Source organism: Pseudomonas sp. 910_21, assembly GCF_052850735.1.
This window is the reverse complement of sequence record NZ_VXCY01000001.1, coordinates 150,058-170,886: the sequence shown is the minus strand read 5'-3', so window position 1 is coordinate 170,886 and position 20,829 is coordinate 150,058. Positions and strand designations below refer to the sequence as shown.

Genomic DNA, 20,829 nt, shown 5'->3' with positions numbered 1-20,829 from the left:
GGCACGGAGGAGCATGGGCTCCCCCGTGTCGTTTCTGGCTGGCGACGGGGCTGCGTTACAGCTTCTTCACCGGAATGCAGATCTCACACTCCAGCTCTCCCGTCTTGATGTCGTAATACGCATCCGCCGGATAGCGCTCGAACGCCGGGCGCGGGTCGAACTGCATGCCGCTCTTGGGCAGCCAGTCGCGGCACAGTTCGATCCAGGCGTCGGCGATAGCCGGGCCCAGGCCGCGGTAGTGGGCCACGGCGTAGAGGCCGCCGGGCAGGGTGGTGACGACGGCGGGGGCGCTGGCCTTGAAGTCTTCGGGCACTTCGACGCAGGCGTCGTAGCGGCATTTGTCGGCGGGGGTGAGGTCCGGGTCGTCGTGGCCGATGCCGTAGCGCACGCGGTTGAACAGCTGGTGTTCGAGCATCCACGGCGCGGCGGTTTCGCGCCAGAAAACGCCAATGCCCGGGCCGTAGGCGCCGATGTAGCGCAGGTAGGCCACGCGGGTCGCGGGCAGTTGCTGCAGGGTGACGTTCATGCTGGTTTCCTTCAGATGAATGAAGGCGTCAGGATCGTCGAAGGCCGGGATGTGGGTCTGATCAGGATTGCTCAATTCACGCAGGCGGCGTTCGCGGATGTCGTCGAGGCGACGGTGCCAGCGTTTCGGTTCGGTGTCGCGCCAGGTGCTGGGGGACACCGAGAAGTGTTGCTTGAAGGCCCGGGAGAAGGCTTCGCCGGAGCCGAAGCCCACATCCAGGGCGATTTCCAGGATCGAGGCTTCGGGTCGGCTGGCCATCAGATAGGCACCGCAGGCCAGGCGCCGACGCCGCAGGTAGGCCCCCAGGGGCTCGCCGACCCAGGCACTGAACAGGCGGTGGAAGTGGTAGGGCGAGAAATGCGCCACCCGCGCCAGATCCGCCAGCTCCAGGGGCTGGTCCAGGTGTTGGTCGATGTGCTCCAGCACCCGGTTCATGCGCAGGGTGTATTCATGGAGGCTGTGGTAGGCGGCGCTCATGTTTGCAGATTAGTTGGCTGTAGAGGGGGGGCACGCAGTTTGCCGCAGATTTGTACTGTCGGTCGCTACGATTCGCCGGCAAGCCGGCTCCTACACATGTCCTGTGGGAGACGGCTTACCGGCGAACAGGATATCAAGCGTCACCACAGCAATGCTGGCTTCCCTTGCCTTCGGGCGTCTGTTCGTAGCGGTCATGGAGGCGAACCCAGTCCATGATCTGCTCTTCATTGCGCCCCTTGGGCGTCAGGTCGAGGAAGTTATAGGCCCCCACCAGCAGGTCCAGCCCACGGGCATAGGTGGAGTAGGTGTGAAAAATCTCACCCTGGTCATTGCGATAGAACAGGCTCAAGCCGGGCAACTCGGCCTCATCGCCACTGGCCTGTTCATAGTTGTAGGTCGCCGTGCCTGCGGCCAGTTGCTGGGCGCTGAGGCTGACACCGAAGTCCTGGTTGAAGTCGTCACCGGCACTGGAGTACCAGTCGAAGCGCCAGCCCATGCGTCGACGGAAGTTCTGGAATTGGGCATAGGGCGCGTGGGAGACAGCCACCAGGCTCACGTCGTGATGGGCCAGGTGCTGGTTGGCGCCGTCGAAGTGGTCCGCAAGGAAGGAGCAGCCCTTGCAGCCTTCTTCCCAGCCGGCGCCGAACATGAAGTGGTAGACCAGCAACTGGCTACGCTCGCCGAACAGTTGCGCCAGGCTCAGTGGCCCGTCGGGGCCTTGAAAGTGGTAGGGCTTGTCGATCTTGACCCAGGGCAGCGCCCGTCGCTCGGCACTGAGCTGGTCGCGCTGGCGGGTAAAGGCCTTTTCATGGATCAGGTGCTGTTTGCGTGCGCGCAGCCATTGTTCCCGGGAGACCACGGGGTGATCGGTAGTGCTCATGGCGTTTCTCCTCAAGGCAGGGGGCATGGGTCTTACACACGCTAGTCGTTTGGCGCAGGGCGGGATCGACAAGCTGCCCAGCGGTTTTCCGATCAGGGGTCTGGCTGGCGCGGCGTATTTCCTGAACGGCTGAAAACCCGGTCGGTCACAACCTATGAAAGGCCTTTCATTCTCATGTCTGGAGGTTGAACCGCAATGACCACTTATAACTGGGATCTGATTGAACGACTGCTGCACGAAGTGCAGAACGGCGCCGGCCACAGTTTCACGCCTCGCCCCTACGCCGAGCAGCATGCGGCGGCCAAGGAGGCGGAAGGTGAGCCCACCGGCAATCTGGATGAGCTGAAAGTCACCGCCACCCAGTACGAAAAGTTGTTGCTGGACCGGGGTTTTATAGAAACCAGGCCCGAGGAAGAGGGCGGCAACGGCGAGAACTTTGTACTGACGCCCCGCGGCTCAAGCCTGCTGTGTCTGATCGACAGCAGTATTCCGGGCAACGATCACCCGCGTCAGGTGCTGGATGAACAGGCTGATGCCCTGGATCCGGATACCTTTGACGAGGTGGCCTCCAGGGCGCAGATCGCCTAGTTTCGCGCCGCTAGCCCTGGCGGGCGTTCTGCAGGCATTTCAGGGCGGTGAAGTCCTTGCGTACGCCGTCGATTTTCTTCAGCAGGCGTTGGCGTTGGTCCTGGCTGCTGGCGGCCATCAAGTCCACCAACAGGCTGCGTGCGGCCTGTTCGGTGTGGGCGTAGGCCTGGCGGTAGTCGTCTGTCCATAAACTCTCGCGGTTGACCAGCAACTGCTCGATGCGCTGTGGGAAATCGCTGTCTTGGCGTTGCGCCACCGCGGCGCTGAATTGCGCCTGCCAGTGAACGCGGTTAGCGATCCACTGCTGGTTCTGCTCTCCCAGGGAGGCGGACCATTGCTCGATTCGTTGTTGCTGGCTGGGGTTCAGGGGGCCGAGCCAGGCATTCAGGCGCTTGCTCATGCGCTGACTGCGCTGTTGGATCTGTTGCGCCAGTGATGGCGTGAGGTATTGCTCCCGGTGTTCCTGCTGGTCCTTGGCGAAGGCATTGTTCATCTCTTTGACTTGCCCGTCGTCCAGGCCCTGGAGCAGCTCCACAGCGGAAGGGGTGATCTGCCGTGCAGTCTCGGCGATGGCCTGCTTGGCTTCCCGGGTTCGTGCCAGCAGGTCCTGATCACTGACCTGATTGTTCTGCACCATCAGTTGCAGGCGATCGAGCCAGCCCAGATAACCGGGTAACTGGGTGCTGCAATGCCAACTCAGGTGCTGCTGCAGACGCTGGTTGAACCAGCTTTTCTGCTCGCTGTTCATGTCCAGGTAGTCGTTGAGGGTCCAGGGGATGATCACATCCAGGTTGCGATAGGCTAGGCCGACTCGGCTGCAGGCGCCTAGCAGCAGGCAGAGGATCAGTAACAGGATAAGCAGGGGCCACCGGCGCGCCATGTTCGAGTCCTTGCGAGTGCGGGTTCCTGCATCTGAACCCGGAAGGCCCCCGGCAGTTCAGCCGCTGGGTGGAAGGTCGGCAGTGATGAACAGGGAGTTGGCTGAAACCATTGATCCAGAGAGCGGCAAGGATAGCGGCCAGGGACTGCGGATAAGGGCCGTTGGTCGACTTTTAGTACTAGGGGGAGGGAAGAAGGGTGCCAGTCCTAGCGCTTTGAGGGCAAAGCGCTAAGGGACCAGGATAATGCGGGGGAATTACTTCTTGCCGAGGCTGATCTGCTTGGATGGGCCGAAAGTCTGGCCGCTGACGCCTTTGGCAATTTGCTGGATTTCGCCGCCCGATTTCAGGAAGGCCGCGATTTGTTCGTTGATCGATTCGCTGGTTTCAACGGCGGGAGCTGGTTTTGCTTTGCTGTTGGAGGCTTTTACTCGCATGGCGGCCATTTAACCTTTTGGAAAATTAATTTGGCCAGGCATCTTATCAGAAATACTTGACAATTGCTTGGTAAATATCCTCTGAAACAGAAGGTCGCTTTTTTGGCTTTTTTCCTAAGTTGATCTCGCTGACATCTTCCTAAGTGGCTGTTTTAAATAAAGACTAGCTTCTGAAAATGCCGGCTGGTGGCTGTTTGCCCCTACCCGGTAGGTCGCTGTTTGCCTGACGAATGGCCGCTTGATCGCCAGTGAAGCTAGAAAAACCAAGGCTCTTCACGGATTTTTCCGGTCCGGGACTCAGGAGCGCCAACCTGTGCCTGGAAAACAGGTAGAATGCCGCCCACGCAATGAGGGTATTGGAAATGGCTTTAGTCGGGCGCTACAACAGTTTGCAAGTGGTTAAACACACTAACTTTGGTTTGTATCTGGACGGAGGGGCGGACGGCGAGATATTGCTGCCCAATCGTTATATTCCCAAGGACATTCCCAGTGAAGATGAAGACTGGTTGAATGTTTTTGTTTATCTGGACAGTGCCGACAAGTTAATCGCAACTACCGAAAAGCCGAAAGTTCAAGTTGGTGAGTTTGCCAGCCTTAAAGTCGTCGAAGTTAACAGTATCGGGGTATTCCTGGATTGGGGATTGCCCAAGGACCTGTTGCTGCCCTACTCCGAAGAAAAGCGCCAGATGAATGCTGGCGAATACTGCGTGGTGCATGTCTACCTGGACAAGCACACCCGTCGTATCACCGCCACGGCCCGCCTGGACCGCTACCTGGACAAGACTCCGGCCAACTACAAGGTTGGCCAGGAAGTCGACCTGCTGGTGGCCGAGTCCACCGACATGGGCTTCAAGGCGATCATCAACAACAAGCACTGGGGCCTGATTCACAAGAACGAAGTGTTCAAGTTCCTGCGCTCCGGCATGCAAGAGAAAGGCTTCATCAAGGAAGTACGGGCCGATGGCAAGATCAGCCTGAGCCTGCAACCGGTGGGTGAAGAAGCGGCCACCAGCCTGAACTCGAAGATCCTCGCCAAGTTGCGGGAAAACAATGGCTCTCTGGCGGTCAGCGACAAGAGCGATCCGGCATTGATCAGCAGTTTGTTCGGGGTCAGCAAAGGCAACTTCAAGAAGGCCATCGGCGCGCTCTATAAACAGGGCCAGATTGTCATTCACGCGGATCGTATCGAGCTAAGCTGATACTCATTTCGCCCTGGGGTGGAGGGGTGTAAACCTCCACCTTCTCTATGTCTCGGGTTACTTGTCTTCCCCGGTGCGGCCCGTCTTGCAGCACGATGGCTGGCCGCGTCCCTGGGGGCGTTGTCCTTTCCACAGCGGGTAGCTGTCATGTCGATGAATCAATCTGAGGGACTGCGGTGAGCATCGAGCGGCGCAACGCCGATGGCTTTGCCCTGCAGGTGATGCTGGGGTTGTGCCTGATCTGGGGCGTGCAGCAGGTGATGATCAAATGGGCGGCGGCGGATATTGCCCCGGTGATGCAGGCGGCTGCGCGTTCCGGGATTTCGGCGCTGCTGGTGGCCCTGCTGATGTGCTGGAAAGGGGGCTGGTCCCAGGTCTCCAGTACCTGGCGCGGCGGTTTACTGGCCGGTGCCCTGTTCGGTCTGGAGTTCCTGTTCATTGCCGAGGGGCTGAAGCTGACGAGCGCCGCGCATATGTCGGTGTTTCTCTATACCGCGCCGATCTTCACCGCCCTTGGGGTCAATTGGTTGCTGCCCAGTGAGCGGCTGCGGCCGTTGCAATGGTTGGGGATCATCCTCGCTTTCATTGGCATCAGCATCGCCTTTGCCGGAGGGATCTCCCTGGACAATCTGGATCGGCGCATGCTCCTGGGTGATGTGTTGGGACTGCTGGCGGGGCTGGCCTGGGGCGCGACCACGGTGGTGGTGCGCGCCTCGCGACTGTCGGAAGCGCCAGCCACACTGACGCTGTTCTATCAGTTGATCGTCGGTTTCGTCGGCTTGCTGCTGATTGCGGTGCTCAGCGGCCAGGTGACCCAGGTCAGCCTGACCCCGGTGGCCGTGGCCAGTGTGTTGTTTCAGGGGCTGGTGGTGTCGTTCTTCAGCTACCTGACCTGGTTCTGGCTGCTGCGTCGCTATCTGGCGGCGAACCTGGCGGTGTTTTCCTTCATGACGCCGATGTTTGGCGTGACCTTCGGCGTGCTGTTGCTGGGTGAACCCTTGAGCCTCAACTTCGTGCTGGGGGCGCTGCTGGTGTTGTTGGGCATCACCTTTGTCAGCGCCGAGCAATGGTTGCGCCGGCGCATCAAGCGCTTTCTATAACGCCGCTGCCTAGGAGACCGCCGGGCAGCGCTGTGTCGCGGGTCGCGGTTGCCAGAGCAGGCCACCGCTGATCAGCAAGCCGGAACCGGCGGTCACCAGCGCCAATTGCAGGCTGGCGCTGAAGTGACTGCTCAGGGCCGCCAGCAACGGGCCGCTCAATTGCCCCGCGGCAAAGCAGGCGGTGAGCAGACCGGCGTTGCGCTGGGCCGACTGCGGCGCCAGTTCCCGGGAACGCTGCATCACCAGCTGCATGCAAGCCAGGAACGGTGTGCCGCACAGCAACACGCCCAAGACCAACCCCAGGCCGCTGTCCAGCAGGCAGGCAAAGACCCCGGCGGCTTGCAGCCACAGGGTCGCCATCAACCATTGGCGAGTACTGTGCGGGGTGTGCCGGCGCAGGCTGACCAGGGCCACTCCCAGGGCGGCGGCCAGGCCGAAACCGGGCCAGAACAGATCGGCTTGCCACTGACCTTGAAAGCGCGCGCTGGCCATTTGCGAAAGAAAGGTCGCCGGGATGATGTAGCCCACCCCGTACAAGCCATAGACCAGCCCCAGGCGGCCCACGCTCTGCTCATTGCCTCTCGAGTCCTGGGCGGCCGGACTGAGGTTTTTCGAGGCCTGTGGCAGGATCGGCAGGATCACCAGCAGCATCAGCAGGGCCACCAGCCCATACAACAGCCACAGGTTGGCGGAGCCTTGGCCCAGCAGGTTGGAGCCCAGGGCCAGCAGGCCGGTGAGCATGATGCCCAGCCCGGGACCGGCGAACACCAGGGCTCCCAGGCGTGGCCAGCCCGCCGCCAGCGCCAGGGGCTGGCTCAGGGCGGTGATCATCACCAGCACCCAGGCACTGGCCACGCCCGTGCCGAAGCGCAACAGCAGGTGCGGCCAGAAGCCCTGGGCCCAGAATGAGGCCAGGGTCAGCAACACGCACAGCCACAGTCCACCCAGCAGCCGTGCCCGTACCTGTTTCGGCTGGCGGGCGAACATGGCGTCCAGTGCACCGCAGAAGTAGCCCAGGTAGTTGGCGGCGGCAATCAGGCCGGCGGCGGTCAGGTCGACCTGGCCTTCGCCGATCAGGTGCGGCAGCTGAGGAGTCAAGGCAAAGCGGCCAATGCCCATGGCCATCATCAGGGCAATGAAACTGGCGAGCAGGCGCAGCAGCGGGGACATGGTGGGGGTTCCATCGGCAAGGACAATGACCGTCAGGCTAGGACTGATTGACTTTCTGTAAAAATGAATAATAGTGAGTAACTTGTTCAGTTTTGAAGAATGTCATGGAGTTCAGCCAACTGCGCATCTTTCAGGCCGTGGCCGAGGAAGGTTCCATCACCCGGGCCGCCGAGCGCCTGCACCGGGTGCCGTCGAACCTCTCGACCCGGCTCAAGCAGTTGGAGGAGCAACTGGGCGTCGAGCTGTTCCTGCGTGAGCGTCAACGCTTGCAACTGTCGCCGGCGGGCAAGGTGCTGCTCGATTACGCCGCGCGGCTGTTCGCCCTGCACGATGAAGCCCATGCCGCGGTACAAGGCGGTCAGCCGGCCGGGGATTTCGTCCTGGGCACCATGTACAGCACGGCGGCGATTCATCTGCCGGCGCTGCTGGCGCGTTACCACCGGACCTATCCGGCGGTGAACCTGCAGGTGCAGTCCGGGCCCAGTGGCGAGCTGCTGGAAGGCCTGCTCAGCGGGCGCCTGGACGCGGCGCTGGTGGATGGCCCCCTTGAATTGGCAGGGCTGGATGGGGTGCCCTTGTGCGATGAGACCCTGGTGCTGATCAGCGAGGCCGATCACCCGCCGGTGCGCACCGCCCGGGATGTGGAGGGGCGTGCGGTGTTCACGTTTCGCCAGGGTTGCGCCTATCGCATGCGCCTGGAGTCCTGGTTCGCCCACTATCACGCGGCGATGGGCCGGGCCATGGAAATCGAGTCCTACCAGGGCATGCTGGCCTGTGTGATCGCCGGTTCCGGGGTGGCGCTCATGGCCCAGTCGATGCTCGACAGTCTGCCGGGGCGCGAAAGCGTGGCAGTGCATGCCCTGGCCGAGCCGTTCGCCCAGACCACCACCTGGCTGATGTGGCGCAAGGGCATGCTCGGGGCCAACCTCAATGCCTGGATCGAACTGCAGCAGGGGGCCGCCGGGCAGGCGCCACAGGCGCTGCGGGCCAATGGCTGAATAGCCTTGGCCGATTCGCTTCAATCCAGTAACAGTTCATTGCTATTGCGAGGCAGCGCGCGGGAAAAGTTAGGACTATTATCTGCTTGAGGCGGCGCAGTATCGCCGCTCGGCACGACCCTGAGGGGGCACTATGAAAGACAAACTGCAAAGCTGGCTTCACGACCTTGGCGTCGCACTGGGCCTGATCGAGCCACCGCTGCAACCGGTGCCGATTCCTACCGACGAAGAACTGCGGCGGCGTCAGCAACGTCGTCGTTGAGCTCGAGGCGAGAGCGGAGTGCAGACTCCGGCTCTCGTCAGTGTTTTCTGGCCGGCAGTCGCTCGGCCACCCACCCGGGACAATCGGGTCAATCCTGATTTTGCCGGGACTTTTCCAGCAACCATTGCACCAGGTCGCCGACCTTTTCCAGGCGCCAGAGCGCTCGCTGCTCTTCCCGGGGGGAGATGCAGAGGTCGAACCTGTCCTCCAGGCGCCAGAGCAGCGCTTCGATATCCTCCCTGTCCAGCCCGAGTGCCTGCAGAGTGCTGTGGTCATCGAAGTCGATGAGTTCACCCAGTCCCCGGCGGATAAGCAGGTGCACGGCCACGCGCGCTTCGGCCCGATTCATCGCGTTGCTCCCGAGGGATTAGCGGGTCAGGCGGGGCGGGCAGCGTCGGCGCGGGTCTTTTCCAGAATGACCTGGCTGAGCTCGCTGATGGAGTTGATCCGGTACAGATCAAGCTCCGGATCAAGGCGAATGTTGAACTCGCATTCCAGGCTGTAGAGCAGGGCCTTGAGGTCCAGGGAGTAGGTGTTCCGGGCGCGGGCCTGGCAGGGGGGGATTGGCCACTTCTGGGCCATCTGGGTCTCGATGGCGTGGCGGATGCTTTGCTGGATGTCGAAACGGTCCATAAACACCTCGGGGCAGGGGAGAGGTTCTTATTGTTTTATGACCCCGTCCAAGGGTGAAGCGATAGCGTGCCCTGAGGCTGCCAGCGATCCTTGTACTGTTCAGGAACAGTCGTCGCTGAGTCAGATTACAGCACAGGTTTTTTCCGGCGGTGGTGACCACTCGTCCAGTGGCTGGCTTCCGGGATCGAGCTGCAGGCCACGCCGTCCGGCGTTGTGGCACTTTTTCGTGGACGAAAAAAAACGGATGCGGCCACCGACGCCGCACCCGTCGAAGAAAAGCTTCAGGCGTCCGACTTCAGGTCAGATCGCGTTGGCCAGAGGCGCCGGGCGCCGGGAAACCAGGCTCACCACCACGAAACTCACCAGGCCCACGGCCAGGCTGTAGTAAATCGGCGTGTTGGCATCCAGGCCGTCCTTGAACATGAACACCAGGGCGGTGACGAAGCCCAGGCCCATGCTGGCGATGGCGCCGGAGGTGGTGGCGCGTTTCCAGAAGATGGCGCCGATCAGCGGGATCAGCATGCCGCCCACCAGCAGGTTGTAGGCCAGGGTCAGGGCGCTGATCACGTCGTTGACCACCAGGGCGATGCCCAGCACCACGATGCCGGTGAGGAAGGTGAACAGGCGGTTGATCCCCAGGCTCGATTGTTTGCCGCCCCGCAGTCGTGGCAGCAGGTCTTCGGTCAGGGTGGTGGAGGCGGCCAGCAGGCCGGCGCTGGCGGTGGACATCATCGCGGCCAGGGCGGCGGCGATCACCAGGCCGCGGATACCGTCCGGCAGCGAGGCTTTGACGATGGCGGCGAAGGCGTTGTTGACGTTGTCCAGGTCCGGCAGCAGGACGTGGGCAGCCATGCCGATCAGGGCACAGGCCAGTCCGTAGAGGATGCAGTAGAAGCCCGCCAGGGTACCGGCGTATTGCGCGACTTTCTCGGTCTTGGCGGTGAACACCCGTTGCCAGATGTCCTGGCCGATCAGGATGCCGAAGAAGTAGATCATGAAGTAGGTGATGATGGTGTCCCAGCCAATGGTGGTGAAGCTGAAACTGGACGCCGGCAGCTTGGCCACCAGCTCATCCCAGCCACCCACGCGGTACAGGCAGATCGGCAGCAGGATGAACATCAGCCCCACGGTCTTGATCACGAACTGGACGATGTCGGTCAGGGTCAGGGACCACATGCCGCCGATCGCCGAATAGACCACCACCACGCCGCCGCCCAGCAGGACCGAGATCCAGAACGGCAGGCCGAACAGCACTTGCAGCACGGTGCCGATGGCGAGGATTGAGGTCACCCCGATCATCAGCGCATAAGCCAGCATGATCACCGCACTGGCCTGGCGGGCCATGGGGTTGTAGCGCTTTTCCAGGACCTGGGTGACGGTGAAGATGCGCAGCTTGAGCAGCGGCTTGGCCAGCAGCAGGTTCAGGGCAATGATCCCCGCGCCCAGGGCGGCGCACAGCCAGAAACCGGAAATGCCGTGGACGTAGCCCAGGCGCACGGTGCCGACGGTGGAGGCGCCGCCCAGGACCGTGGCAGCCATGGTGCCCATATACAGGGTCGGCCCCAGGTTGCGTCCGGCCACCAGGTAGTCCTCGTGGGTCTTGGCCTTGCGCATGCCGTAATAGCCGAGCACGAGCATGCCGGCGGCATAGATGAGTACGACAAATAGATCTAAAGCCATGGTGGCGTGTCTCCGATTATCTTTTTTATGTGAAACAAACAGGTCAAGCGGGCTTGGGTGGGAGCCGGCTGTTCAGCGAAGGAGTCTTCAAACCTTGTGCAAGGTTCAAGGCCCGTTCGCCGGCAAGCCGGCTCCTGCGGTAATCAGGCGGTTTGGCGCTGGGAACGGCGCTGGGCTGTCTCGGTTGTTTGACTGCGTGGGTCGTTGGGGCCGTACACCGTTGCCGGTTCCGGGAACAGGCTCAGCAGGATCAGGTACACCAGGGACGCAAGCCCCAGAGTCACTGGCAGGCTGATGTCGATGCCGTCGGCGAGGTTGCCCAGGGGGCCGACGAACTGCCCCGGCAGGTTGACGAAGCACAGGCCCACCAGTGCACTGGGAATCCACGCCCCCAGCCCGCGCCAGTTCCAGCCGTGCTGGAACCAGTAGCGGCCGCCGCGCTCGCCGCGGGTGAAGACTTGCAGGTCGTCCGGGCAGTAGTAGCCGCGACGTACCCACAGGCCGATGAGCATGATCACCATCCAGGGAGTGGTGCAGGTGATGATCAGCACGGCGAAGGTCGACACGCTCTGCACCAGGTTCGCCGCAAAGCGCCCGATGAAGATGAAGGCAATCGACAGCACCCCGATCAGCAGGGTCGCCTTGACCCGCGACAGCACCCTCGGGAACACGCTGGACATGTCCAGCCCGGTGCCATACAGCGAAGTGGTGCCGGTGGACATGCCGCCGATCACCGCAATCAGGCACACCGGCAGGAAGAACCAGCTCGGCGACACCGCCAGCAGGCCGCCGACGTAGTTGTTGGCGGCGATGTAGTCCGGCGCCTTGATCGCAACGATGGTGGCTGTGGCCAGGCCGAACAGGAACGGGATCAGGGTGGCGAACTGTGCGGCGATCACCGCCAGCATGATTCGACCCTTGGGGGTCTCCCGGGGGATATAGCGCGACCAGTCGCCGAGGAAGGCACCGAAGGAGATCGGGTTGCTCATCGCCACCAGCGCGGCCCCGATAAAGGCGGCCCAGAATCCGGCCTGGCCCAGGGCCACGGTGCCGGCAAAGTGGCTATCGAAAGCCGGCGCGAAGGCGAAGACTCCCAGCAGGAACAGCAGGCTGGCGGCCCACACGGCGATGCGGTTGACCCACAGCATGAAGCGGAAGCCGTAGATGCACACCGTCAGCACCAGGATCGCGAACAGGCCGTAGGCCAGGCCCAGGCTCAGATCGGTTTCCGGCAGGTCGATCAGGCGTTTGGCGCCGCCGATCAGCGCGTCCCCCGAGCTCCAGACCGAGAGTGAGAAGAAGGCGATGGCGGTCAGCAACGACAGGAACGAACCGACAATCCGTCCGTGCACACCGAAGTGGGCACCGGACGACACGGCGTTGTTGGTGCCGTTGATCGGCCCGAACAGTCCCATGGGGGCCAGGATCAGCGAGCCCAGGGTCACCCCCAGGACAATGGCCCAGACCCCGGCCTGGAACGACAGGCCGAAGAGTACCGGGAAGCTGCCCAGCACCGCAGTGGCGAAGGTGTTGGCGCCGCCGAAGATCAAGCGAAACAGGTCGCCGGGGCCGGCGTCACGCTCGTGGTCCGGGATCTGTTCAACCCCGTTGGTTTCAATGCTGCTAAGGCTTTTTTCTTTGTTGTTGTTATTCATGATCTGCTCCGATCACATTGGCTAAGGGGGTGGCAGCCCTTCCGGCATAGCGGACAAATGTTCGTGACAGGCCAGCCATAGGCCTTGTTGTTGTTTGCGAAACACAATGGTTTCGCGTTCCTGGCTGAAGTGTTGCTCCCCTTGCATGCGCAGCTGTGTGGCCACGTCATGAATAAACACGGCGACGTCACCCTGCAGGCTGACGACGGCGTTGCTCGAGGTGCACGAAAGCACCTCGAAACCCTGCTCGGCGCGCCATTGATCCCACAACGCCTGGTAGGCATCGCGCGACAGCAGTGGCTGAGCAAGGGTGTAGAAGACGAAGCTGGCATCGCTGCTGAACGCCGCGAAGTAGGCTTCGCGGTCGTTGCGGGCAAAGGCCGATACCAGTTCGGCTGCGGCGTTGAGGACGTTCTCGTGCTCGCTCATGGCCGGGACTCAGCGATGGGCTACGCCAGGCAGTACGCAGAGCATTTCGTACAGCAGGTTGGCGCCCAACAGCGAGGTGTTGCCGGTGGTGTCATAAGGTGGCGAGACCTCCACCAGGTCGCAGCCCACCAGGTCCAGGCCCTGGCAGCCACGGACGATCTCGATGGCCTGGATGGTGGTCAGGCCGCCGATTTCCGGGGTGCCGGTGCCCGGAGCCCAGGCCGGGTCGATGCCGTCGATGTCGAAGCTCAGGTACACCGGACCATTGCCGACTTTCTCGCGGACTTCGGCCATCAAAGGTTCCAGGGACTTGTGCCAGCACTCTTCGGCCTGGACCACACGGAAGCCCTGTTTGCGGCTCCAGTTGAAGTCTTCGGCGGTATAGCCCTGGGCACGCAGGCCGATCTGCACCACGCGGTCGCAGTCCAGCAGGCCTTCTTCCACCGCACGGCGGAAGGTGGTGCCGTGGGCGATCTTCTCGCCGAACATGTGGTCGTTGACGTCCGCATGGGCATCGATGTGCACCAGCCCGACCTTGCCGTGTTTCTTGTGGATGGCCCGCAGGATCGGCAGGGTGATGGTGTGGTCGCCGCCCAGGGTCAGGGGGATCACGTTGTGTTCGAGGATGCCGTCGTAGGCCTCTTCGATGATGCGCACCGCATCCAGCAGGTTGAAGGTGTTGATCGCCACGTCACCGATATCGGCCACCGACAGTGAGTCGAACGGGGCGGCACCGGTGGCCATGTTGTATGGGCGGATCATCACCGATTCGGCGCGGATCTCCCGTGGGCCGAAACGGGTGCCGGCGCGCAGCGAGGTACCGATGTCCAGGGGCACGCCGACGAACGCAGCGTCCAGGCCGGCAGCGGATTGCAGATGGGGAAGACGCATCATGGTGGCGATGCCGCCGAAGCGCGGCATTTCGTTGCCGCCCAGTGGTTGGTGGAGAATCTTGTCCACGGGATAGGCCTCATCGTTGTTTTATATTTATGGGGTCGGCGGCACAGCCCAAGCTGCCCGTACAACCGAGTGGAGCCGATTCTGCGAAATGTAGTGAGGGGAAAGAATCGCTACGAACAAATACTTAGTTCAGATTTTTCTAAACTAATGGTCGGGCTCGCGCTAGACTCCCGCGCAGCTTCCAGGGCCCTGTGTGGCGAGGGAGCGAGCACCCGCTCGGTGGTGTAGCCTCCGTTATCCGGGTTGCAGGGTCAGATTGAAAGTGCGCATGGAGGTCATCGAGGTTGCTTGGCCGCCCGGCGGGAGCAAGCTCTCTTGGCACAGGGAAGTGGTCGTTTTGCCTGTTATCGGAGCCTGTCATGGCCAACGCTTTACCTGATCTGAAACTATTGCGCATCTTCGTCAGCGTGGTGCGACATCAGGGGTTCGCCAATGCCCAGCACGAACTCAATCTCTCGACGTCGGCCATCAGCACCTACATGAGCCAGCTTGAAGGCGCCCTCGGGCTGGTGCTCTGTCACCGTGGCCGTGGCGGGTTCAGCCTGACCAGCAAGGGTGAGCTGTTCCACCAGGAAACCTTGCGTCTTCTTGGGGAGCTGGAGGGCTTTGAACAGTACGCCGCGGCCCTCAAGGGCGAGTTGCGCGGCACCCTGAACCTGGGGGTGATCGACTCCACCGTCAGCGACAAGGCCCTGCCGTTCGCCGAGGCCATCGGTGCCTATAGCCAGGAGCATCCCGCAGTGCATCTGCACCTGTCGGTGATGAGCCCCCATGAACTGCAACTGGGGGTCCAGGACAACCGCCTGGACCTGGCCATCGGTGCCTTTTCCACGCGCATGAGCGGTCTGGTGTACATGCCGCTGTACCGCGAGCAGCACTGGCTGTATTGCAGCAACCGGCATCCGCTGTACAGCGAGCGGCGCATCCCGGAGCAGGTCATCACCCAACAGCGCATGGTCGGCCGAGGCTACTGGAGCCAGGCAGAACTGGCCCGGCATGGTTTCAAGCACAGCGCGGCGACCGTCGAGAGCATGGAGGCGCAGTTGATCCTGGTGCTATCCGGCGCCTACATCGGCTACCTGCCGGAACACTACGCCCAGGCCTGGGCCGACAAGGGCGACCTGCGAGTGTTGCTGCCGGCGACCTTCGGCTACCAGGCGCCTTTCTCGATGATCATGCGTCGTGGCCGTGGTCGTGAACCCCTGATCCAGACCTTTCGCGATCTGCTCAAGGCCCAGCTCAACCAGTCATAAGGAATTTCCATGTCCAGAGCACGCTGCGAGCGTTGCCTGCGTCCCACAGGCCATTGTTTGTGCCCGCTGATCCCGGATTTGCCCAGCCGCACCCGGGTGCTGTTGTTGCAGCATCCCAGCGAGGTCAACCACGCCTTGAACACGGCGCGGCTGGCGGCCTTGGGGCTGAACAATGCGCAGTTGCGGGTGGGCGAGGTGTTCGAGGATCTGCCGGCGCTGCTCAACCGCCCCGGCTACCAGGCCCGCCTGTTGTTTCCGGCGGACGATGCCCAGCCGTTGCAGGCCTATGCCGAAACGGATGAACCGCTGCTGCTGGTGGTGCCCGACGGCACCTGGCGCAAGGCCCGCAAGCTGTTGCACCTCAATCCGCTGCTGGCGGCCCTGCCGCGGGTGACCCTGGCCGCTGCGACGCCCTCGCGCTATCGCTTGCGCAAGGCCCCGGGGCCGGGTGCGCTGTCGACCCTGGAAGCCATTGTCCAGGCGTTGCAGGTACTGGAGGCGCCGGCCTCCTTCGAGCCCTTGCTGCGCCCCTTCGAGGCTCTGATCGAAGGGCAGATCGCGGCGATGGGCGAAGACACCTACCAACGCAACCACGGCGCCAAACCCTGACCTCTTGTCTGTGGGAGCGAGCGTGCCCGCGCAAGCACTCTCAAGCCTGCTGCAAAGTCAGAGGGCCTTGCGCCGGCAAGCCGCTTCCGACCTACGCTGCAGTCAGCGTTCGCGCATGGCTTCGGTGCGGGCCTTGAGCACGGGCTTGAGCAGGTAGTCCAGTACGCTTTTCTCGCCGGTGATGATGTCCACCGTGGCCACCATGCCGGGGATGATCAGCAGTGGGTTGACGTCGCCTCCCAGGTGGTTCTTGTCGGTGCGCACCTGGATCAGATAGAAGCTGTTGCCCTTGTCGTCGGTGATGGTGTCGGCACCGATCAGTTCCAGCTTGGCACTCAGGCCGCCGTAGATGGTGTAGTCATAGGCGCTGAACTTGACCATGGCTTTCTGACCGGGGTGGAGGAAGGCCACGTCCTGGGGCCGGACCTTGGCTTCGATCAGCAGGTTGTCTTCCATGGGCACGATTTCCACCATGTCGCTGCCGGGCTGGACCACGCCGCCGATGGTGTTGACCTTGAGCTGCTTGATCACGCCATGCACGGGCGATACCACCGTGGTGCGGTTGACCCGGTCGTCGATGGCGATCCCCGACGCGGTGATCTTCGACAGGTCGGTGCGTTTCGCGTTGAGTTCCTTGGCGGCATCGGAGCGGAAGGTCTGCACCGATTCGTCGATCTTGCTCTTGATCTCGTTGATGGCCGACTCGGCCCGTGGAATGGCCAGGGTGGTGGCGTCCAGGGAGCCGCGAATCTCCACCGCGCTGCGCTTGAGTCGCAGGATCTCCACCGGTGACACGGCGCCAGTGCCCACCAGCGGCGTCGACATATTCATCTCTTGATTGAGCAGGGCCAGGCTGGAGCTGTACTGCCCCTGCTTGGAGCGAAATTCCGCCAGTTCCTGGGTCTTCTGCCGCAGTTGTTCGCTGAGGGTGCGCTGTTCGCTGGCCAGGCGCCGCTGGCGCTGGTCGTACAGCGAGCGTTCGTCTTCCGCGACTTGCGGCGCCTTGCTCACCACCTCGGCGGACGGGCTGAACGGTTTGCCCTCGGCTTCGGCGGACAGCCGCTCGACCTGGGCCATCAAGGCAAAGCGATCGGCCTCGCTCTCGCCCTTGTTCGAGCGAAAGCGTGTGTCATCCAGGCGCAGCAGGGTCTGGCCCTTGTCCACCATCTGCCCCTCACGGACGAAGATCTCGGTGACAATGCCGCCTTCCAGATTCTGGATCACCTGGACCTTGCTCGAAGGAATGGCCTTGCCTTCGCCCATGGTGACTTCCTGGAGCACCGCGAACCTGGCCCATACCAGGGCACAGAGGATCAGCGCGGCGGCGATCCAGACCGTCAGCCGTGAGCCGCGGGGTGAGTCCTGCAAGGAGGCTCCGGCGGTTTCCGGCATGAATTCGCTTTCCGCGCTGCGGCGAAAACTGCCCAGGTAACCCCGGGGCGACGATGGTGTAGACATGCTCGGCACTCCTAGACGGCTGCAGAGCCGACACGGCCCTTGCGCAGTGCATCGATAACCGCGTCTTTCGGTCCGTCGGCGACAATCCGTCCTTCGTCCAGAACCACCAGGCGGTCCACCAGACTGAGCATCGAGGTGCGGTGGGTCACCAGCAGCAGGGTCTTGCCCTGGACCTTGGCGTGCAGGCGCTGACGCAGAGCGTCTTCGCTGCTGTTGTCCATGGCGCTGGTGGGTTCGTCCAACAGCAGGATCGGCGGGTCCAGCAGCAGGGCCCGGGCCAGCAGCACCGCCTGACGCTGGCCGCCGGACAGCAGTTGCCCGCGTTCACCCACCGGTCGGTCGAAGCCTTGGGGGTGCTGGCGGGCCAGCTCGGTGACCCCGGTCAGCTCGGCGACTTCGAGCATTCGGGCATCGCTGACGTAGCGCGCACCCAGGGTCAGGTTGTCCCGCAGGCTGCCGGCCAGCAGTGGCAGGTCATGGGCGACGTAGCCGATCTGCTGACGCAGGTCGGCCACATCCAGTTGCCGCAGGTCCAGGCCGTCCAGCAGCAGTTGGCCTTCCTCCGGGGCGAGAAAGCCCATCAACAGCCGGGCCAGGGTACTTTTCCCCGAGCCGCTGCGGCCGATGATGCCGACTCGCTCTCCGGGCTTGAGGCTGAAACTGATGTTGTTCAGCGCCGGGGTGCTTTGCCCCGGGTAGCGAAAACTCACTCGACTGATTTCCAGGGCGCCTTGCAGCTGAGTGCGTTCCAGAGGCCGCTGGCGGGCATCGCGTTCCTGGGGCAGGGCCATCAACGCATCGGTGCTGCGCATGGTCAGTTGTGCCTGTTGGTAGCGGGTGATCAGCCCGGCGATCTGTCCCAATGGCGCCAGGACTCGGCTGCCGAGCATATAGCTGGCCACCAGGGCGCCGACGCTGAGGTTGCCGGCGATGATGCTGTAGACCCCGGCGACAATGGTGGCCATGCCGGACAACTGCTGAATGAACAGGGTGCCGTTGGTGGCCAGCGCCGAGAGATTGCGGGCGTGGCTGTCGAGGCGGGTCAGGGCGCCGTGGGTGCTTTCCCACTTGTGCTGGCGTTCGCTTTCGGCGCTGCAGGCCTTGAGGGTTTCCAGGCCGCCGAGGGTCTCGATCAACAGCGCCTGGCGTTCGGCGCCCAGGGCCAGGCTTTTTTGCACGGTGTCCCGCAGGCGCACCTGGATCAGCATGGCGAAGACGATGGTGATGGGGAACGCCAGTACCGGGATCACCACCAGCCAGCCCCCGAGCAGGCCGATCACCACCAGCATCAGCAGGGCAAAGGGCAGGTCGATCAGGCTGGTCAGGGTCACGGCCGTCAGAAATTCGCGCAGGCCCTGGAAGTCGTGGATGCTTTGGGCGAAGCCGCCAATGGTGGCCGGCCGGGCCTTCATGTTCATGCCGGTGATGCGTTCGAACAGGGTGGCGGAGAGGATCACGTCGGTCTTTTTCCCGGCCTGGTCCAGCAGGTGTGCCCGCACCACCCGCAACACCAGTTCGAAGCCGGTGCCCAGCAGCAGGCCCAGGGTCAGGACCCAGAGGGTCGAGGTGGCCTGGTTGGGCACCACGCGGTCGTAGGTCTGCATCACGAACAGCGGCACCATCAGGCCCAGCAGGTTGATCAGGAAGCTGGCGAGAATGGCGTCGCTGTAAAGCCAGCGGGAGAGTTTCAGGGTGTCGCGAAACCAGGCATCGACCCTGGGCACCAGGGGGCTACGCAGGTCTTCGAGCTCGTGACGGGGGCGGGCGAACAGGGCCTGGCCGCTGTACTCCCGGGCCAGTTCCTCGCGGCTGACCCACTGCTCGCCACCTTCGGCCTCGCTGGGCAGGAGCAGGGCCTGGCCATCCTCGCCCCAGCGCCTGAGCACCGCACAACGACCGTCGTGGAGGATCAGCAGCACCGGCAGGTTGAGGGCGGAAATCGCCCCCAGTTCCCGGCGCAGCAGGCGTGCCTGAAGGCTGGCCCGGGCCGCGGCCCGGGGTAGCAGGTCCAGGCTCAGGCGTTGCTTGTCCAGGGGCAGGCCTGCGCTGAGGCTGCCGCGGCTGACATTGCAGCCGTGGAGTCGGCACAGGATCAGTAATCCGTCCAACAGCGGGTCATCGAAGCTGGCACGCGGATCGGCGTGCGGGCTCCCGGGTTCGAGGCTGGTCAAATCGAGTCCTCCACGGGACTACTTCATTTCCGGCAGGCGCGCCTCGCTTTTCACTTCGCTCTGGGCGATGGCTTCGGCCGGCACCACGACTTTTTCCTTGCTCAGCAGTTCGCCCATGTTGGCCAGGACCCGGTACATGGAGAACTCTTCGGTGTAGCGCACTTCGGTGTAGCGGCGGTTGGCGTTGTACAGCTCGTTTTCACTGTCCAGAACGTCGAGCAGGGTGCGTTGGCCGAGGCCGAACTGGTCCTGGTAGGCGGCCCGCACCCGGGTGGTGGTTTCCGCATATTCCCGGGCGGTGGGGGTCTGTTTCTTGGCGTTGAGCATGGCGTTCCAGGCCAGGGTGATGTTTTCGTTGAGCATGCGCAGCGCGTTGTTGCGGATGTCCATGGCCTGGTTGATCTTGTGCGCGTCGGACTGCAGGCGGGCCTTGTCACTGCCACCGCGGAACAGGTTGTAGTTCATGATCACCCCGACCCGCCATTCATTGTCGTGGCCCAGGTCGCCCTGCACATTGTCGTTGGCGTTGACTGCGGCCTCGGCGTCGAAGCGCGGATAGAAGGGCGACTTGGCCACCTCGTACTGACTCTCCGCCGCCTGGATGTCAGCCTGGGCGGACTTCAGGTAGGGGTTGTTCAGCAGCATGCTCTGTTTGGCATCGTTGAGGTTCTGCGGGACTTCGCCGCGGATCGACGGCAGGCTTTCCAGCTCGTCGGGCAGGCGTCCTACCGCGCTGTAGAAGTTGGCCTCGGCATCGGCCAGGTCGACCTGAGCGGTGTCGTAGTTGTTTTCCGCCAGGGCACGCCGGGCCTTGGATTGGTCGAGGTCGGCGGTACTGCCCACGCCCTGCTGGCTGCGCAGGCCGATCTGGTCGTTGACCCGCAGGTGGGCCTGCAGGTTGTTCTTGGCCAGGGTCACCAGTTCACGGCGCTTGAGCACCTCCAGGTACACCTCGATGGTGCGCAGGGCCAGGCTTTCGGCGGTGCCGCGCGTGTAATAGGCCCGGGAGTTGACCACCGACTGGGTGCGGCCCACTTCATTGGCCGTGTTGAAACCATCGAAGAGCATCTGCCGCAGGCGCAGTTCCGACTGGGTGTAGTTCAGGGTCTCGGTGTTGTGGTTGCCAGTGCCGCGTGCCACACCGTAGCCGCGGGTGGTGGTGTTGTCGCTGTAGCCTCGGCCGTAGCCGGCATTGAGGTCCAGGCTGGGGTAGAAGCCGCCCTTGGCCACCTTCACATCCTCGTCGGCAGACAGCCGGTTGTTCTGGCTGGCGCGAAGTTCAGGGTGGTTGTCCAGAGTGCTCTGGATCGCTTCAGTCAATGACATGGCCTGGGCCGGGTTGGCACAGAGTGAGGCCAAAAGAATTGCACCGCTGAGGGGGGTGAAAACGCGCATGGGTGTCTCTCCCTGATCCAGTGAAACTGTGTTTTCGTCAAAAATATGACTAAAAAATTGAGACTTAACCG

The 20,829-nt window shown here is 62.9% G+C and carries 21 protein-coding genes; 7 read left to right on the top strand and 14 right to left on the bottom strand.

Annotation, left to right across the window (positions count from 1 at the left end):
- Positions 1-55 precede the first annotated feature (55 nt).
- Together FW796_RS00795 and FW796_RS00790 are read right to left on the bottom strand one after the other, a co-directional pair.
- Complete coding sequence (locus tag FW796_RS00795) at positions 56-1,003, bottom strand: AraC family transcriptional regulator (protein WP_446438893.1); 948 nt, start codon at positions 1,001-1,003, stop codon at positions 56-58.
- Positions 1,004-1,136: 133 nt separating this feature from the next.
- The gene (locus FW796_RS00790; RefSeq protein ID WP_346632053.1) at positions 1,137-1,883 is read right to left on the bottom strand and encodes a DUF899 domain-containing protein; all 747 of its coding nucleotides are present in this window, start codon (positions 1,881-1,883) and stop codon (positions 1,137-1,139) included.
- Between the two features lie 195 nt (positions 1,884-2,078).
- On the opposite strand from FW796_RS00790, the gene FW796_RS00785 reads away from it, so the two are divergent.
- The gene (locus FW796_RS00785; protein ID WP_346632052.1) at positions 2,079-2,471 is read left to right on the top strand and encodes a transcriptional regulator; all 393 of its coding nucleotides are present in this window, start codon (positions 2,079-2,081) and stop codon (positions 2,469-2,471) included.
- Positions 2,472-2,481: 10 nt separating this feature from the next.
- Here the strand turns inward: FW796_RS00785 and FW796_RS00780 are convergent, their stop codons facing one another.
- Positions 2,482-3,351, bottom strand: coding sequence for a DUF6279 family lipoprotein (locus tag FW796_RS00780; protein ID WP_404938681.1), 870 nt, complete (start codon positions 3,349-3,351; stop codon positions 2,482-2,484).
- A 255-nt stretch (positions 3,352-3,606) separates the two neighbouring features.
- Positions 3,607-3,795 carry a hypothetical protein gene (locus tag FW796_RS00775; RefSeq protein ID WP_016962619.1) on the bottom strand — a complete coding sequence of 63 codons (189 nt, stop codon included), beginning with the start codon at positions 3,793-3,795 and terminating at the stop codon, positions 3,607-3,609.
- A gap of 353 nt (positions 3,796-4,148) precedes the next feature.
- On the opposite strand from FW796_RS00775, the gene FW796_RS00770 reads away from it, so the two are divergent.
- The gene (locus FW796_RS00770) at positions 4,149-4,985 is read left to right on the top strand and encodes a CvfB family protein (RefSeq protein WP_060838083.1); all 837 of its coding nucleotides are present in this window, start codon (positions 4,149-4,151) and stop codon (positions 4,983-4,985) included.
- Positions 4,986-5,161: 176 nt separating this feature from the next.
- Positions 5,162-6,085 carry a DMT family transporter gene (locus FW796_RS00765; protein ID WP_102878814.1) on the top strand — a complete coding sequence of 308 codons (924 nt, stop codon included), beginning with the start codon at positions 5,162-5,164 and terminating at the stop codon, positions 6,083-6,085.
- A gap of 9 nt (positions 6,086-6,094) precedes the next feature.
- On the opposite strand, the gene FW796_RS00760 is transcribed toward FW796_RS00765, so the two are convergent.
- A complete protein-coding gene (locus FW796_RS00760) occupies positions 6,095-7,255 on the bottom strand; it encodes an MFS transporter (RefSeq protein ID WP_446438892.1) in 1,161 nt (386 codons plus the stop codon).
- Between the two features lie 104 nt (positions 7,256-7,359).
- On the opposite strand from FW796_RS00760, the gene ptrR reads away from it, so the two are divergent.
- Both ptrR and FW796_RS00750 read left to right on the top strand, forming a co-directional pair.
- Complete coding sequence (gene ptrR, locus FW796_RS00755; protein ID WP_346632049.1) at positions 7,360-8,253, top strand: putrescine utilization regulator PtrR; 894 nt, start codon at positions 7,360-7,362, stop codon at positions 8,251-8,253.
- 133 nt (positions 8,254-8,386) lie between these two features.
- The gene (locus FW796_RS00750; protein ID WP_011059908.1) at positions 8,387-8,515 is read left to right on the top strand and encodes a PA1414 family protein; all 129 of its coding nucleotides are present in this window, start codon (positions 8,387-8,389) and stop codon (positions 8,513-8,515) included.
- An 88-nt stretch (positions 8,516-8,603) separates the two neighbouring features.
- Here FW796_RS00750 and FW796_RS00745 read toward each other — a convergent pair whose 3' ends face one another.
- From FW796_RS00745 to speB, 6 genes are all read right to left on the bottom strand, one after another.
- Positions 8,604-8,864 carry an acyl carrier protein gene (locus FW796_RS00745; protein WP_346632048.1) on the bottom strand — a complete coding sequence of 87 codons (261 nt, stop codon included), beginning with the start codon at positions 8,862-8,864 and terminating at the stop codon, positions 8,604-8,606.
- 26 nt (positions 8,865-8,890) lie between these two features.
- Positions 8,891-9,148 carry an acyl carrier protein gene (locus tag FW796_RS00740; RefSeq protein WP_346632047.1) on the bottom strand — a complete coding sequence of 86 codons (258 nt, stop codon included), beginning with the start codon at positions 9,146-9,148 and terminating at the stop codon, positions 8,891-8,893.
- Positions 9,149-9,448: 300 nt separating this feature from the next.
- On the bottom strand, positions 9,449-10,828 hold the full coding sequence (locus FW796_RS00735) for a sodium:solute symporter (RefSeq protein ID WP_446438891.1): 1,380 nt from the start codon (positions 10,826-10,828) through the stop codon (positions 9,449-9,451).
- Between the two features lie 143 nt (positions 10,829-10,971).
- The gene (locus FW796_RS00730) at positions 10,972-12,483 is read right to left on the bottom strand and encodes a purine-cytosine permease family protein (RefSeq protein WP_346632045.1); all 1,512 of its coding nucleotides are present in this window, start codon (positions 12,481-12,483) and stop codon (positions 10,972-10,974) included.
- A gap of 21 nt (positions 12,484-12,504) precedes the next feature.
- Entirely contained in the window at positions 12,505-12,912 is a 408-nt protein-coding gene (locus FW796_RS00725) for a YybH family protein (RefSeq protein WP_404938685.1), read from the bottom strand.
- Positions 12,913-12,921: 9 nt separating this feature from the next.
- Complete coding sequence (gene speB, locus FW796_RS00720; RefSeq protein WP_011059912.1) at positions 12,922-13,872, bottom strand: agmatinase; 951 nt, start codon at positions 13,870-13,872, stop codon at positions 12,922-12,924.
- Between the two features lie 359 nt (positions 13,873-14,231).
- On the opposite strand from speB, the gene FW796_RS00715 reads away from it, so the two are divergent.
- Positions 14,232-15,125 (top strand): LysR family transcriptional regulator, encoded by an 894-nt coding sequence (locus FW796_RS00715; RefSeq protein WP_102878817.1) that lies wholly within the window; start codon positions 14,232-14,234, stop codon positions 15,123-15,125.
- 9 nt (positions 15,126-15,134) lie between these two features.
- Positions 15,135-15,734, top strand: coding sequence for a tRNA-uridine aminocarboxypropyltransferase (locus tag FW796_RS00710; protein WP_346632043.1), 600 nt, complete (start codon positions 15,135-15,137; stop codon positions 15,732-15,734).
- Between the two features lie 102 nt (positions 15,735-15,836).
- Here the strand turns inward: FW796_RS00710 and FW796_RS00705 are convergent, their stop codons facing one another.
- Genes FW796_RS00705 through FW796_RS00695 form a run of 3 tightly spaced genes read right to left on the bottom strand, consistent with a single transcriptional unit; the run spans position 15,837 to position 20,758 of the window.
- Positions 15,837-17,192: an HlyD family type I secretion periplasmic adaptor subunit gene (locus tag FW796_RS00705; protein WP_346632042.1), complete on the bottom strand. Its 1,356-nt coding sequence runs from the start codon at positions 17,190-17,192 to the stop codon at positions 15,837-15,839.
- Positions 17,193-17,203: 11 nt separating this feature from the next.
- Positions 17,204-19,363: a type I secretion system permease/ATPase gene (locus tag FW796_RS00700; RefSeq protein WP_404938687.1), complete on the bottom strand. Its 2,160-nt coding sequence runs from the start codon at positions 19,361-19,363 to the stop codon at positions 17,204-17,206.
- 18 nt (positions 19,364-19,381) lie between these two features.
- Positions 19,382-20,758 carry a TolC family outer membrane protein gene (locus FW796_RS00695; RefSeq protein ID WP_346632040.1) on the bottom strand — a complete coding sequence of 459 codons (1,377 nt, stop codon included), beginning with the start codon at positions 20,756-20,758 and terminating at the stop codon, positions 19,382-19,384.
- Positions 20,759-20,829 lie beyond the last annotated feature (71 nt).